At 68.1% G+C, this 13,279-nt stretch carries 12 protein-coding genes and 1 tRNA gene; 6 read left to right on the top strand and 7 right to left on the bottom strand.

Annotated features, from left to right (window positions below; genetic code table 11):
• Positions 1-24: 24 nt before the first annotated feature.
• The 4 genes from OLX02_RS09405 to OLX02_RS09390 all read left to right on the top strand — a co-directional run bounded on the left by OLX02_RS09405 (position 25) and on the right by OLX02_RS09390 (position 4,999).
• Positions 25-783, top strand: a complete 759-nt coding sequence (locus OLX02_RS09405) for an SDR family oxidoreductase (protein ID WP_264422242.1) — start codon at positions 25-27, stop codon at positions 781-783.
• Positions 784-985: 202 nt separating this feature from the next.
• Entirely contained in the window at positions 986-2,632 is a 1,647-nt protein-coding gene (locus OLX02_RS09400) for a M28 family metallopeptidase (RefSeq protein ID WP_264422240.1), read from the top strand.
• Between the two features lie 91 nt (positions 2,633-2,723).
• Entirely contained in the window at positions 2,724-4,316 is a 1,593-nt protein-coding gene (locus tag OLX02_RS09395) for a sensor histidine kinase (protein WP_264422238.1), read from the top strand.
• Positions 4,274-4,999: a response regulator transcription factor gene (locus OLX02_RS09390; protein WP_264422236.1), complete on the top strand. Its 726-nt coding sequence runs from the start codon at positions 4,274-4,276 to the stop codon at positions 4,997-4,999. Before OLX02_RS09395 ends, OLX02_RS09390 begins: the two co-directional genes overlap by 43 nt.
• A gap of 275 nt (positions 5,000-5,274) precedes the next feature.
• Here OLX02_RS09390 and OLX02_RS09385 read toward each other — a convergent pair.
• Positions 5,275-5,361 (bottom strand) — tRNA-Leu (locus tag OLX02_RS09385).
• Between the two features lie 234 nt (positions 5,362-5,595).
• On the opposite strand from OLX02_RS09385, the gene OLX02_RS09380 reads away from it, so the two are divergent.
• Positions 5,596-6,561, top strand: coding sequence for a complex I NDUFA9 subunit family protein (locus OLX02_RS09380; protein WP_264422234.1), 966 nt, complete (start codon positions 5,596-5,598; stop codon positions 6,559-6,561).
• Between the two features lie 67 nt (positions 6,562-6,628).
• Here the strand turns inward: OLX02_RS09380 and OLX02_RS09375 are convergent, their stop codons facing one another.
• Positions 6,629-7,300 carry a glutathione S-transferase family protein gene (locus tag OLX02_RS09375; protein ID WP_264422233.1) on the bottom strand — a complete coding sequence of 224 codons (672 nt, stop codon included), beginning with the start codon at positions 7,298-7,300 and terminating at the stop codon, positions 6,629-6,631.
• A 383-nt stretch (positions 7,301-7,683) separates the two neighbouring features.
• On the opposite strand from OLX02_RS09375, the gene OLX02_RS09370 reads away from it, so the two are divergent.
• Positions 7,684-9,453 (top strand): DEAD/DEAH box helicase, encoded by a 1,770-nt coding sequence (locus OLX02_RS09370; protein WP_264422232.1) that lies wholly within the window; start codon positions 7,684-7,686, stop codon positions 9,451-9,453.
• Between the two features lie 138 nt (positions 9,454-9,591).
• Here the strand turns inward: OLX02_RS09370 and OLX02_RS09365 are convergent, their stop codons facing one another.
• From OLX02_RS09365 to OLX02_RS09345, 5 genes are all read right to left on the bottom strand, one after another.
• Complete coding sequence (locus OLX02_RS09365) at positions 9,592-10,053, bottom strand: GreA/GreB family elongation factor (RefSeq protein WP_264422230.1); 462 nt, start codon at positions 10,051-10,053, stop codon at positions 9,592-9,594.
• A complete protein-coding gene (locus tag OLX02_RS09360) occupies positions 10,050-11,939 on the bottom strand; it encodes an ABC-F family ATP-binding cassette domain-containing protein (RefSeq protein WP_264422228.1) in 1,890 nt (629 codons plus the stop codon). Before OLX02_RS09360 ends, OLX02_RS09365 begins: the two co-directional genes overlap by 4 nt.
• Before the next feature lie 187 nt (positions 11,940-12,126).
• Positions 12,127-12,390, bottom strand: coding sequence for a hypothetical protein (locus tag OLX02_RS09355; RefSeq protein WP_264422226.1), 264 nt, complete (start codon positions 12,388-12,390; stop codon positions 12,127-12,129).
• A 26-nt stretch (positions 12,391-12,416) separates the two neighbouring features.
• Positions 12,417-12,860, bottom strand: coding sequence for a chemotaxis protein CheW (locus tag OLX02_RS09350; RefSeq protein ID WP_264422225.1), 444 nt, complete (start codon positions 12,858-12,860; stop codon positions 12,417-12,419).
• 28 nt (positions 12,861-12,888) lie between these two features.
• Entirely contained in the window at positions 12,889-13,260 is a 372-nt protein-coding gene (locus OLX02_RS09345; RefSeq protein WP_319641238.1) for a response regulator, read from the bottom strand.
• Positions 13,261-13,279 lie beyond the last annotated feature (19 nt).

The raw sequence follows: 13,279 nt of genomic DNA, 5'->3' as shown, positions 1-13,279 counted from the left end.
TTCGCACCAGAGCGGGAGAAGAACATGGGACGGGTTGCGGGCAAGGTTGCGATCATCACGGGAGGCGCTTCGGGGTTGGGCGCAGAGGACGCGCGAATGCTGGCGCGCGAAGGCGCGAAAGTGGTCATCACCGACGTGCAGGACGATCTCGGGGCGCAAGTCGCCGCCGAGATTCCCGGCGCGCTCTATTTCAACCACGACGTGCGCAGCGAAAGCCGCTGGGTCGAAGTGGTGGCCGAGACGATCAAGGCGTTCGGCCGGCTTGACGTGCTGGTCAACAACGCCGGCCTCGTCCGCTTCGCCACGATCGAGGACATGAGCTACGCCGACTACAAGTTGCAGGTCGAGGTCATGCTCGACGGCACGTTCCTTGGTTGCAAGGCGGCGATCCCGCACATGACCAAGGGCGCGGACGGACAGCCTGGGGGATCGATCATCAACATGGCCTCGATCGGAGGCATGAAGGGGATCAGCGCGATCCCGGCCTATGCCGGGGCCAAGGGCGGGATCATCGCCATGACCCGTTCCATCGCAGTGCATTGCCAGGAGCAGGGCTATCGCATCCGCTGCAATTCGATCGCACCGGGCGGCATTGTCACGCCGATGACTGCGCAGGCCGTCGCCTCGCTCGACGCCGAGGATCCGGGGCTCAAGCAGAACCGCGACCTTGGCATGGGTGTTCCGGCCGACATCGGCCACCTGGTGGTGTTCCTCGCCTCCGACGAATCCCGCCATATCACCGGCACCAACATCGTCGTCGACAACGCCGAAACCATCCGCTGATCGGATGCGTCATGGTCCCGCCGGCATGGGGTCGGCCGGGACCATGCGGCAAATCGAGCCGATTGGCCGCAAGCAATCCCCGCAGGCGCCAATCCTGACTATCTGATCGTGTCCGAAGCCGCCATCGGCGCTAACGAGGCACGCCTTGATCTGGCGTCGGGAAGCTCCCGGCGCTAGACCGGCGTGCATGAAAATCAGGCACATGGCTCTCGCCGCCGCGCTGCTCGCCGGCACCGCGCATCCCGTCTCCGCCAAGATGGAGATCGATCCCGCTGAACTGACGCGCACGGTCCGGACGCTTGCATCGGACACGTTTGAGGGGCGCGCGCCGGTGACCCGCGGGGAAGACCGCACCATCGGCTATCTGATCGCCCGGTTCGAGGCGCTGGGGCTGGAGCCGGCAGGGCCGGACGGCCAGTGGGTGCAGAAGGTGCCGTTGCTGCACACCCGGCTCGGCACCCCGCGCGAACTCGCGTTCGGTGTCCCTGCAGGCGCCATGCCGCTCGAAACCGGCAAGGACGTCTATCTCTCGACGATCCGGCCCGATGACGCCGCCCGCATCGCCAGTGCCCCCGTGGTGTTCGTCGGCCACGGGGTGAAGGCGCCCGAACGCGGCTGGGACGATTTCAAGGGCATGGACCTGAAGGGCAAGGTCCTGGTCTTCCTGGTCAACGATCCCGATTTCGCGGCGAAGCCGGGCGACAAGGCTGCCGGCAAGTTCGGCGGCCGCACGATGACCTACTACGGGCGCTGGACCTACAAGTTCGAGGAAGCCGCCCGCCAGGGCGCGGTGGGGGCGCTGATCGTCCACGATACCGCCGGCGCCGGATATGGCTGGAATGTGGTCGTCAGCCCCGGCGGCGAGAACTACGACATCGAGCGCCGCCCGCAGGACCTGACGCCGCTCGCGCTGCAGGGCTGGATCGCCGGCGATGCGGCCACCCGCCTGTTCGCCTCGGCCGGACTGGATCTGGCGAAGCTCTCGGCCGCTGCGCGCTCGCCCGGCTTCCGTCCCGTCCCGCTCAAGGGCGTGACATTCTCGGCAGACATTCCCGTCACGCACGAACTGGCCGAAAGCCACAATGTGCTCGCGCGCATTCCGGGCGCCGCACGGCCCGATGAAGTGGTGATGTTCGGCGCGCATTGGGATGCCTATGGCAAGGGCAAGCCCGATGCCGAGGGGCACATCTACCGCGCGGGCGCCAACGACGATGCGCTGGGCATCGCCGGCCTGCTGGAGATCGCGCGTTCGCTGAAGGCCGGGGCGGCGCCCGAACGCACCGTGCTGTTCGCGGCCTGGACGGCGGAGGAGCGCGGCCTGCTCGGCTCCGAATACTTCGCCGCCAATCCCACGGTGCCGCTGGACAAGACCGTCGCCAACCTCACGCTCGACATTCTCCAGACCGCCGGCCGCGCGCGCGACGTGGTGCTGGTGGGCAAGGGGCAGGACACGCTGGAGGACGACATGGCCCGCGTGGCCGCTGCGCAGGGCCGCCGCGTGACGCCCGAGGGATTGCCCGAGCGCGGGCTGTTCTACCGCGCCGATCACTTCTCGTTCGCGCGGCGCGGCGTGCCCGTGCTCCTGCAGATGGGCATCGCCGGAGCCTCCGATCTGGTCGATGGGGGTGCCGCCGCCGGACAGGCGTGGATCGATGCCTATACCGGCAAGTGTTATCATCAGGCCTGCGACCGCTGGACGGCGGACTGGAACCTCGACGGCGCGGTGATGGACGTGGCGCTGGTGGGCACGATTGGCGAGGAACTCGCCCGCTCGGCGCGCTGGCCGGAATGGAAGGCGGGATCGGAGTTCAAGGCGCTGCGCGACCGGAGCCGCGCCGCGCGCCCCTGATCGCCGGCCATGGGCTGCCCTGCGCTTCACAGCGCCGGGCAGCCATGCCAAGACCGGGGCGGAGCCTGCCACCGCTGCCAGAGTATTCCCAATGCCCGCCGCATCCCCGATCTGGTCCAGTCTTTCCTTGCGGATCACGTTTGCCATGGTCGCGGTCGTGGCCGTGGTGCTGGTCCCCGGCTTCGTCGCCGAAAGCAGCCTGGTCAGTGTCCGCCGCGAGAATGCACGCGCCGAGCAGGCATCCACCGCGATGCGTGAATACCTGATGCTTCAGGTTTTGGGCGACAGCATCGAGCAGAAGGTGGGTGCCGGCGGGCTACGCAGCAACGCCGATCGCGCCGCGGCGTTCGCCGCGATCGAGGGGCAACTCGGCAAGATCGACCGTGCAACCGGCAACGAAGTGTCGATCATCTCCGGCTCATCGCTTGCGCCTGAAATGCGGGCCGTGATGCTGGACGAGGAGCAGCGACAGCAGGGCCTCACCGCGATCATCCGCAACAGCCTGCATCGCCGGATCGAAGGGGCGGACGACAGCGCATGGCGGGCGGCCGCGATGGCGGGGATCGCGGGAGAACAGGCGGAGGTACGCGAGGCGCAGGTCGGGGCCGTCGGCGCGCTTGAACGAACGCAAGTGGCGTTCTTCGCTGCGGGGGTGGTCCTCGCCATCGGCGCGCTGGGCGTGCTGCTGTGGCTGCGCGGGAATGTCCTTCATCCGCTACGCCGCCTGCTGACATCGACCCGGCGCATCGCAAGCGGTGACTTTGGCGCCGATCTCCCCGAAAGCGGTCCGCGCGAATTTCGTTTCCTCAACCGTTCCTTCAACGCCATGGCCACCCAGATCGAAGGCGCGCAGGCACGGCTCGCCGCCGCCAACCAGCGGCTGGAGGATGACGTGCGGCAGCGCACCGCCGATCTCGTCGCGGCCAACCAGTCACTGCACGCCCTGAACGACCAGCGAAGGGATTTTCTCGCCGAGGCCGGGCACGAACTGCGCACGCCGCTCGCGGTTCTGCGCAGTGAGGCCGATGTCGCGCTGCGTGCAGGCCAACCCTCGGTCGAAGCCTTGCGCACCAGCCTGGAGCGCATCGTGCGCAATGCCGCGGTGCTGGCCCGGCTGGTCGAGGATATGCTGCGGATCGCCCGCGCCGAAGCGCCGGTGATGGCCTATGAACTGGTATCGGTCGATCTTGCGGTCCTTGCCGACGCGGCGCTCGACGAATTCCGGGCCCTCGTGGAAGCCGATGGCGGTACGGCGATGCTGGTCGCAGACGCCGGGCCGATCCTCGTGCGCATCGACCCTTTGCGGATCGGCCAGGTGCTGCGCATCCTGTTCGACAACGCGCTCAAGCATTCATCGAACGAGCCCAGCCTTTGCATCGTCATCCGGGAGGAACCGGGCATGGCGGTGATCGAAGTTGCGGATCGCGGCGATGGCATGGACCCGTCGCTTATTCCGCACCTGTTCGACCGCGTCGGGCGGCCACGACGGCGCGGTGAGGGTAGCAACCTCGGCCTTGGCTTGCCTATTGCGGCCAGCATTATCGAAGCCCATGGTGGCACCATCGCGGTCCGGTCGGAGGAGGGTTCCGGCACGACCGTTTCGATCCGTCTCCCGCGCGATCCGCTGGGCGACGGCGAAATATGCCACGAACAGAACGGGGGCGCGGCGCGGTGCGGCTGCTGATTGTCGAAGACGAACTGGAACTGGCGCAGTCGCTTGCGCGCGGACTCGCTGCCGAAGGGTATGACGTGACGCACGCGGCGGATGGGGCAGCGGCGCTCGCGGCGGCGCAGGCCGCGCCATTCGACTTCATCCTCCTGGATGTCCTCCTGCCCGATACCTCCGGCCTTGCCGTCGCCGAGGAACTGCGCGCGCGGGGCGCGGCCAGCCCCGTGATCATGGTCACCGCGCTCGACGAAGTGAAGGACCGAGTTGCGGGGCTGCGTGCCGGCGCCGACGACTATATCGTCAAGCCATTCGCTTTCGAGGAACTGCTCGCCAGGATGGACGCGGTGCTCCGCCGCGCGGCTCCCGCTGCCGTTCCACCCGCGGTCCCTGCCGTTTTCGTTGGCGGCCCGGTGTCGTTCGCGACCATCACCATCGACCATGCGCGCAAGCAGGCCACCGTCGATGGACGCCCGTTCGCGGTCACATCGAAGGAACTGGACCTCCTCTACCTGCTGGTGCTGTCCCCTGGCCGCGTGTTCTCGCGGCACGAGATCCTGCGCTCGGTATGGACGATGGACGATGATCCGCTGACCAACATCGTCGAAGTCTACATCAGCCGTCTGCGCCGCAAATTGCAGGGCTGCGGCGCGGGCATCGAAAACGTGCGGGGCTTTGGCTACCGCATCGCGGCGGCGTAACGGATCGAGGCCCACAACGCTTCGTCGCGCATCGCGACCGGCCTGTTCTGAGGGAATAGCGACAAGCGGGTGCAAGGGGCCGCCACGTCCATGCGACTTTTCGGGCATGCGCGCCTGAAGGGAGGTGCAGACGTGCTGTCGATCCACGCCGTCATGCCACCCGAGTTGGGAAACCAGAGTGGCGAGATGTGACGAATCTGCCGCGGGCGGGCCGTTCTAAAAGCCGAGGAGTTCCGGGGCTTTCGCCCCGTCACGCTCTGTCTCGGAAGAAGAAATGGTGCCCAGAAGAGGACTCGAACCTCCACGCCGTTACCAGCGCCGCCACCTGAAGACGGTGCGTCTACCAATTCCGCCATCTGGGCACGGAGGCGACCTGCTGAAGCGCTGATCGCCGGGTAGGAGGGCGCCTCTAAGGGACGCGCTGCGGGGTGTCAACATGGCTTTCTCGCCTTCATGTGCTCTTTTTTCGTAGGCAGGCGCTGCAAGGGGTGTCCCGCGTGTTGAACCTCGGGGGCGCTCTGTGCCAAAGGCGGCTGCGAACGTCGCACGGGGTTCTCCCGCGCGGCACCACCACACTTGGCGCAGGTTTGAGGCATATGGGCAAGGGCAGGGCGCGCGATCTCGAAGGCAGGCTGGTCGCACTCGTTGGCGGCAGCGGGTTCTTCGGCACCCATCTGGCGCAGGAATTGCTGGCACGCGGCGCGCGGTTGCGCGTGTGCAGCCGCCATCCGGAGCGGGCTTTCCGGCTGAAGCCGCTGGGCGCGCTGGGCCAGGTCCAGCTCGTCGCGGTCGATGTGACCAAGCCCCACACGCTTGAAGTTGCGCTGACCGGGGTTGATGCCGTGGTCAATCTGGTCGGCGCCTTTGCCGGCGATCTCGGCGCGGTGCAGGGCAAGGGCGCGGGGCGTGTCGCTGCCATCGCCCGCGCGGCCGGCGCTTCCGCGTTCGTCCATGTGTCGGCGATCGGCGCAGATGCCGAATCGGACGTGGCCTATGCCCGGACCAAGGCCGAGGGCGAGGCCGCTGTGCTCGCCGCCTTCCCCGAGGCGACGATCCTGCGCCCGTCGATCCTGTTCGGCGAGGACGACAAGTTCGTCACCATGTTCGCCGGACTGATCGCGAGCCTGCCGGTGCTGCCGGTGTTCGGTCCCACGGCGAAGCTCCAGCCCGTGTTCGTCGACGATGCGGCAGAAGCTGTCGGCAACGTGCTCGCCGCGCCGGCCGCGCACGCGGGCAGGACCTATGAGATCGCCGGGCCGGAACAGGTCACCATGGCGGATCTCAATCGCCGCATCGCCAAGGCGGAAGGCCGCAGCCGCGTGTTCCTGGACCTGCCGGACGGCATCTCGGCGGCGATCGCCACCTTCACCGGCTGGCTGCCGGGCGCGCCGATCACCCGCGACCAGTGGCGCCTGCTGGAAAAGGGCAATGTCGCCAGCGGCGCGCTGCCCGGCCTCAAGGAACTGGGCGTCCATCCGCGCCCGCTCGAGCTGTTCCTCGACCGCTGGATGGTCCGTTATCGCAAGTATGGCCGCTTCGGCACCAAGACGCGTTTCGCGTGATGCATTGACCGGGAGCGGCCGAGCCGCTCCCGCGCCTCAAGCGTCAGCTTGAGGCGGGCCATGCATCTCAGGCGTTCACGTCGGCGTAGTGCGAGGGCGGGTGGATCACGTCCATCCGCTCCGACAGCAACGGGCGGAAGCTCGGCCGGCTCTTGAACACCGAATACCAGCCGCGCGCCTGTTCGTGCTGCGACCAGTCGATCCCGCCGAGGTAGTCCGCCACCGAAATCTGCGCGGCGGCCGTCAGGTCGGCCAGGCTCATCGTGGCGCCGGCCAGCCAGGGGCGGTTGTCGATCAGGTAGTCGACATAATCGAGGTGGGCATTGGCCAGCCGCATCGCCTCGCGCAGGATCCGCGAATCCGGCGACTGACGATAGATCAGCCGCTTCTTCATGCGCTCGTCGAGCAGCGGATGGGTCACGTCGGCGAAGAAGTTTTCGTCGAACAGCGCGACCAGCCGGCGAATTTCCGCGCGGTTGGTGGCGGTGCCGTTGATCATCGGCGCCTTGTCGACCGTTTCCTCGAAATATTCGCAGATCGCCCGGCTGTCGACGAGCGTGATCTGCCGCTCGGGGTTGTGCAGCACCGGGGTGCGCACGGCCGGGTTCAGGTTCTGGAACTCCTCACGGTGCTCCCACGGATTCTCGCGGATCAGGTCATACCCGACGCCCTTTTCCGAAAGGAGCAGCCGGACCTTGCGGCTGAACGGGCAGAGGGGGAACTGGTAGAGTTGCCACATAGCCTTGGCTCATGGACGAGGGCAGAGGGTCAAGTCCAGCGCCAGCGGGTGCCTGATGCGAATTTTCTGCCGCCATCGCCGCCGGAATCGCTGTCCGCCGTGGGGATTTGCGCGGATCTACCTGAACGACACCTAACCGCACCCAAGGCCGGCATGGGGGGCAGCAGACGTGCGCATCGGTCGCCGCGAACCGGTGGTCCTTACCGAACGCGTGGGGGCGCGAAAAAAGAGCAAGCCAAACCCCGCCCGATCCTGTATGGGGCACCGCAACCTATTCGAGGTGCCGGCCAGCCATTCCTGCGGCGACACCCTTGCCGCCCTGCCGGTGGCGCTTTCGACAACAGGAACGACGGGCCGCGAATTTCGGCGGATTGGCAAGACATATGACGTTTGAAGGACTTCCCGGCGCGCTCGACAGTGCGCTGACGCAGCATGGTTATACCACGCTGACCCCGGTGCAATCGGCCGTGCTCGAAGCCGAGGCGCGTGGGCGCGACCTGATCGTGTCGGCGCAGACCGGCTCGGGCAAGACGGTGGCTTTCGGGCTGGCGATCTCCGATGACCTGATCCACCCCGAGGAAGGCCTGCCCAAGGCCGGGGCGCCGCTGGCGCTCGTCGTGGCGCCGACCCGCGAACTGGCGCTTCAGGTGAGCCGCGAGCTGACCTGGCTCTATGCCGAAACCGGCGCGTGCATCGCCACTTGCGTTGGCGGCATGGACCCCATGCGCGAACGCCGTGCGCTGAACTACGGCGCGCACATCGTGGTCGGCACGCCGGGCCGCCTGCGCGACCATGTCGAACGCGGTGCGCTCGATCTGTCGAGCCTGCGCGCCGTGGTGCTCGACGAAGCCGACGAGATGCTCGACATGGGCTTCCGCGAGGACCTGGAAGAGCTGCTGGACGCAACTCCGCAGGGCCGCCGCACGCTGTTGTTCTCGGCAACGATGCCCAAGCCGATCGAGGCTTTGGCGCGTCGTTACCAGGATGCCGCTCTGCGCATCTCGACGGTGGGCGAGGCACGCGGCCACGGCGACATCAGCTATCAGGCTGTCACCGTCGCCCCGGCCGACATCGAGCACGCGGTGGTCAACCTGCTGCGTCTGCACGAGGCGGAAACCGCGATCCTGTTCTGCGCCACGCGTGACAACGTGCGCCGGCTGCATGCGCTGCTGCTGGAGCGCGGGTTCGCCGCCGTGGCGCTGTCGGGCGAGCATAGCCAGTCCGAACGCAACAATGCGCTGCAGGCGCTGCGCGACCGCCGCGCCCGTGTGTGCGTGGCCACCGACGTCGCCGCGCGCGGCATCGACCTGCCCTCGCTCAGCCTTGTGGTTCACGTGGAAATTCCGCGCGATGCGGAAACGCTCCAGCACCGTTCGGGCCGTACCGGCCGCGCCGGCAAGAAGGGCACCGCCGTTCTGATCGTGCCGTTCCCGCGCCGTCGCCGCGTGGAAATGATGCTGCGCGGTGCGCGGATCGAGGCGCAGTGGATCGACGCTCCGGGGCCGGACGAAATCCGCCAGGCCGACCGCGAGCGCCTGCTGGCCACGCTGCTTCAGCCGGTCGAGGCCGAGGAGGCCGATCTGGTCATCGCGCGCGAGCTGCTGGCCCACAAGACCGCCGAGGAACTGGCGCTGGCGCTGGTACGCGCGCACAGCGCGGCGCTGCCGCAGCCCGAAGACCTGATCGGCAACAACCCCGAATCGCGCGCCGAGCGCCACCGCCCCGGCTTTGATGACGTGGTGTGGTTCCGTCTCGATGTGGGCCGCCGCCAGAACGCCGATCCGCGCTGGCTGCTGCCGCTGCTGTGCCGCCGTGGCCACATCACGCGCAACGAGATCGGCGCGATTCGCATCGCGGCGAACGAGACGCACGTGCAGATCCCGATCGCCGTGGCCGACAAGTTCGCCATGGCGGTGGAGCGCACCGCCGATCCGAACGGCGAGGACGAAAGCGGCATCACCATCGAAGCCGCGGCCCAGCCGCCGCGCGAAGCCGCACGCGAACATCGCAAGGGTGGTTCGCCCAACGCCGGCCAGCCCCATCGCGAGCGCCCTGCCGGCGGCGCGGGCGGCCCTGGCGGACCCGGTGGCCCGGGCGGCGCGCCGTTCCGCAGCAAGAAGCCGTTCAAGCCCAAGCGCTTCGAGCGCGGCTGAGGCTTGCGCGCGCCGGTCCCTGCGGGCTGGCGCGCGTGCCTCGGCAGGCTCAGGACGACAGGGCGGGAACGAGCCGGCTGGGGAAGAGCAGGCTGGGGAAGAACACGAGGGGCGGCGACGAAATCGCGCCTGTCGTGATTACAGCGGCGCTATTTCCAGCACTTCGATCGCGTCGACCTTGCCGTTGAAGTCGGCGAATTCTCCCACTTCGGCATCCATCATCGCGCGCGGAAGCGGGGCGGTGAAGGCGATCTTGCCTTCGCTGACGTCGGCTTCGTCGTGGCCGACGATGCGGATCGTGCGGACCTGTCCGCCAAGGCGGAAGGTGACGCGCGTGCCGAACGCCACCGCCTGGCCATCGGCGGGCGGCATCAATTCGGCACCGGCCTTGCGCTGGCGCCAATAGCGCAAGTCGCGCTTCGCCGCCGTGAGCGCGGTTTCCTCTCCGCCGGCCGCAACCAGCGCTTCGTAATGCGCCAGCCGCTCGTCGATCTGTGCCGCACCTTGCGGCGTCACGCGGTTGGGGCCGGGCGGGATCGGCACTTCAAATTTCGGTTCGAGGTGTTCCTCGTCTCCGTCGCGCCGGAAGGCGACGCTCACGCCGCCTGTTCCTGCGCGGCTTCGTACGTTTCGCTGGCCGTCATCCACGCGCTTTCGGCCTGTTCGAGATCGGTTGCCACGCCGCCGCGCCGTTCGGCCAACTGGCCCATGGTCAGCTTGGCAAGGTCGCCCTTGGCGCTGCCCGGTTCGAACATGGCGCGGTCCATCTCGTTGAGCCGGGCCTGCAATTTCGCGACGCGTGCCTCGGCTTCGGTCATGGTCTTCTTCAGATCACGCAGTTGTTCGCGCAGGGCGGCCGTGGCGCGGCGATCCTGCTTGCCGCTCTTGCCTTTGCCCTTGCCGCCACCGGCATCGTCCTTCGGCTGGTTACGGCCCAGCACGAAGTCGATGTAGTCCTCCATCGAGCCGTCGTATTCGCGCGCGGTGCCGTCATCGACGAGCACCAGCCGGTCGGCGGTGAGTTCGACCATGTGGCGATCGTGGCTGATCAGCAGGACCGCGCCCTTGTAGGAATTGAGCGCTTGCACCAGCGCCTCGCGCGCATCGACGTCGAGGTGGTTGGTCGGCTCGTCGAGGATGAGCATGTGCGGCGCATCGCGCGTGACGAGTGCGAGGGCGAGGCGCGCGCGTTCGCCGCCTGAGAGCGTGCCGACCTGCGCGGTGGCGCGCGGGCCGGAGAAGCCGAAGCGGCCCAACTGGCCGCGCACGGCGGCCGGCGTCTTGCCCGGCATGGCGCGGGTCATGTGTTCGAGCGGGGTCGCGTCTCCGGCGAGTTCTTCGACCTGATACTGGGTGAAGTAGCCGATCTGCATCCGGCCGGTGGCGTTCATCTCGCCTTCCATCGGCGTGAGCTGCGCCGCGAGCAGGCGCGCCAGCGTGGTCTTGCCGTTGCCGTTGCGGCCCAGCAGCGCGATGCGGTCGTCCGGATCGATGCGCAGGTTCAGCCGGCGCAGCACCGGCGTTTCGGCATAGCCGACCGCCGCCAGATCGAGCGTGATCAGCGGCGGGCGCAGTTCCTCGGGATCGGGGAAGTCGAAGCTGAGGCTGGGATCTTCCATCACGGCGGCGATGGGCTGCATCCGCGCCAGCATCTTGGCGCGCGACTGCGCCTGCTTGGCGGTGGAGGCGCGGGCGCTGTTGCGCGCGATGTAATCCTTGAGCTTGTTTGCCTGGGTTTCCTGCGCGGCGCGCGCGGCGGCGGCCTGCGCGGCGCGTTCGGCGCGCTGGCGCTCGAAGCTGTCGTAGTCGCCCGGATAGAGCGTGACCTTGCCGCCCTGGAGGTGGAGGATGTGGTCGCACACGGTGTTGAGCAGGTCGCGCTCGTGGCTGATGACGATCAGCGTGGCGGGGTAGGACTTGAGGAAGTTCTCCAGCCACAGCGTGGCTTCGAGATCGAGGTGGTTCGACGGTTCGTCGAGCAGCAGCACATCGGGCTGCGAGAACAGCAGCGCGGCGAGGGCGACGCGCATCTTCCAGCCGCCCGAGAAGCTATCGAGCGGCTGGCCCTGCATGGTCTCGTCGAAACCGAGGCCCGAGAGGATGCGCGCGGCGCGCGCGGGGGCGCTGTAGGCGTCGATGGCGATCAGCCGGTCGTGCACGTCGCCAAGACGGTCGGGATCGGTGCTGGTCTCGGCCTCTTCCAGCAGCGCGGTGCGCTCGGCATCGGCGGCCAGCACGGTTTCGAACGGGGTGGCGGTGCCGGCGGGGGCTTCCTGCGCGATATAGCCGAGCTTTGCGGTGCGCGGCATCTCGATCTCACCCTCGTCGGGTTCGAGCTGGCCGATCAGGACTTTCATCAGCGTGGACTTGCCCGCGCCGTTGCGGCCGATCAGCCCGACCTTGCCCCGAGGGGGGATGGGCGCGGTGGCGCGGCTCAAGATGTCGCGCCCGCCAAGGCGCACCGTGATTCCCTGAATGTTCAGCATGGGCGCCCCCTAGCAGCAGGAGCGGAAAAGCCCAAGCGGGGACGACATTGGCCCCAATCGGCTGTCCGCCATGGCTGTCATTTGGGCTGTCATGTGCGGGCGCACGGCGAGCGCCCCGGTCGATTTCCGAGCGGGCGCCGCTTCGGAGGCGGGCGGCCGGGCGACAGGTGCCGCCCGGCCACAGCCGTCAGTGGTGCGTTCCGAGAAGTCGCATCCGTTCGCGCAGGGTGTCGATCGCGATCTTCTCGACCTGTTCGGCAGGGCAATCGGCATCGAGCAGCGCGGCGAGCGAGCGCTGTTTCTGCGCGATCAGGTCGATCGACTGCAACGTGTCCATGTGGCGCATGGCAACGTCCATATCGACGCATAGCGCGGCGCCGAGCGCCTCGACTTCCTGCGCGAGTTCCTCGAGCACCACCGCGATCTGGCGGTGGGTGGCCTGGTTGGCCATGGGCGTACTCCCGTATCGGACCTGGGTCAGGCGGCCTCGGCGAGCTGGCCGGCGTCGCTCAGCGCGGCGAGGTTCAGCACCATGACCATGCGATCCTCGATGGCGGCGAGCCCTTCGAGGAAGGGGACGACGGTATCGTTGCCGGCGCTGGGCGGGGGCGGCTGCATCGCCTCGTCAGGGACGGTGACGATGTCGCTGACCGAATCGACGATCCATCCGCCGATCTGCGCACCGAGCTGGGTGACGATGATCGCGTGGCGGGGGGTCGGCTCGGTTGCGCGCCAGCCCAGCCGGGCCGCCAAATCGACGACCGGCAGCACGGTGCCGCGCAGGTTGACGACACCGGCGACGTAGTGGGGAACGCGCGGCAGGCGGGTCGTGGGCGTCCAGGCGCGGATTTCGCGGATCGACATGATGTCGAGCCCGAACACCTGGCCTTCGACTTCAAAGGTGATGAGTTCACGGATCATGGCGCGTTCCTCCTTGCGGTGTGGCGGGTCAGTGGGCGACGCGGCGGACCGCGGCGACGAGCTTGGCGGGGTCGAACGGCTTGACGATCCAGCCGGTGGCGCCGGCGGCGCGCGCGCGGGCCTTCTTCTCGTCCGAGCTTTCGGTGGTGAGCACGAGGATCGGGCGGTCGCGGTGGCGGCTGCCTTCGCGCAGCTTCTCGATCAGGCCGAAGCCATCGAGCCGGGGCATGTTGATGTCGGTGATGACCACGTCGACTTCGTTGAGCGCGAGCCAGTCGAGCGCGGCAATGCCGTCCTCGGCCTGGGATACGTCGAAGCCCTGCGTGGTCAATGCATGGTTGAGCAGCGCGCGCATGGACGGGCTGTCGTCTACGGTAAGGATCCGGGTGGGAATGCTCATGGATGGGACTCGCTCTTCG

Source organism: Novosphingobium sp. KCTC 2891, assembly GCF_025938155.1.
Taxonomy (GTDB): domain Bacteria; phylum Pseudomonadota; class Alphaproteobacteria; order Sphingomonadales; family Sphingomonadaceae; genus Novosphingobium.
Note: the sequence above shows the minus strand (reverse complement) of the source record. Positions and strands in the feature narration are given on the sequence as shown.

What these genes read in the sequence shown, in the direction of transcription:
- OLX02_RS09380 (WP_264422234.1), top strand. Translation starts at nt 5,596, where the DNA reads ATGGGCAAGGGCAGGGCGCGCGATCTCGAAGGCAGGCTGGTCGCACTC.
- OLX02_RS09355 (WP_264422226.1), bottom strand. Translation starts at nt 12,390, where the DNA reads ATGGCCAACCAGGCCACCCACCGCCAGATCGCGGTGGTGCTCGAGGAA.
- OLX02_RS09370 (WP_264422232.1), top strand. Translation starts at nt 7,684, where the DNA reads ATGACGTTTGAAGGACTTCCCGGCGCGCTCGACAGTGCGCTGACGCAG.
- OLX02_RS09345 (WP_319641238.1), bottom strand. Translation starts at nt 13,260, where the DNA reads ATGAGCATTCCCACCCGGATCCTTACCGTAGACGACAGCCCGTCCATG.
- OLX02_RS09350 (WP_264422225.1), bottom strand. Translation starts at nt 12,860, where the DNA reads ATGATCCGTGAACTCATCACCTTTGAAGTCGAAGGCCAGGTGTTCGGG.
- OLX02_RS09390 (WP_264422236.1), top strand. Translation starts at nt 4,274, where the DNA reads ATGCCACGAACAGAACGGGGGCGCGGCGCGGTGCGGCTGCTGATTGTC.
- OLX02_RS09405 (WP_264422242.1), top strand. Translation starts at nt 25, where the DNA reads ATGGGACGGGTTGCGGGCAAGGTTGCGATCATCACGGGAGGCGCTTCG.
- OLX02_RS09375 (WP_264422233.1), bottom strand. Translation starts at nt 7,300, where the DNA reads ATGTGGCAACTCTACCAGTTCCCCCTCTGCCCGTTCAGCCGCAAGGTC.
- OLX02_RS09360 (WP_264422228.1), bottom strand. Translation starts at nt 11,939, where the DNA reads ATGCTGAACATTCAGGGAATCACGGTGCGCCTTGGCGGGCGCGACATC.
- OLX02_RS09395 (WP_264422238.1), top strand. Translation starts at nt 2,724, where the DNA reads ATGCCCGCCGCATCCCCGATCTGGTCCAGTCTTTCCTTGCGGATCACG.
- OLX02_RS09400 (WP_264422240.1), top strand. Translation starts at nt 986, where the DNA reads ATGGCTCTCGCCGCCGCGCTGCTCGCCGGCACCGCGCATCCCGTCTCC.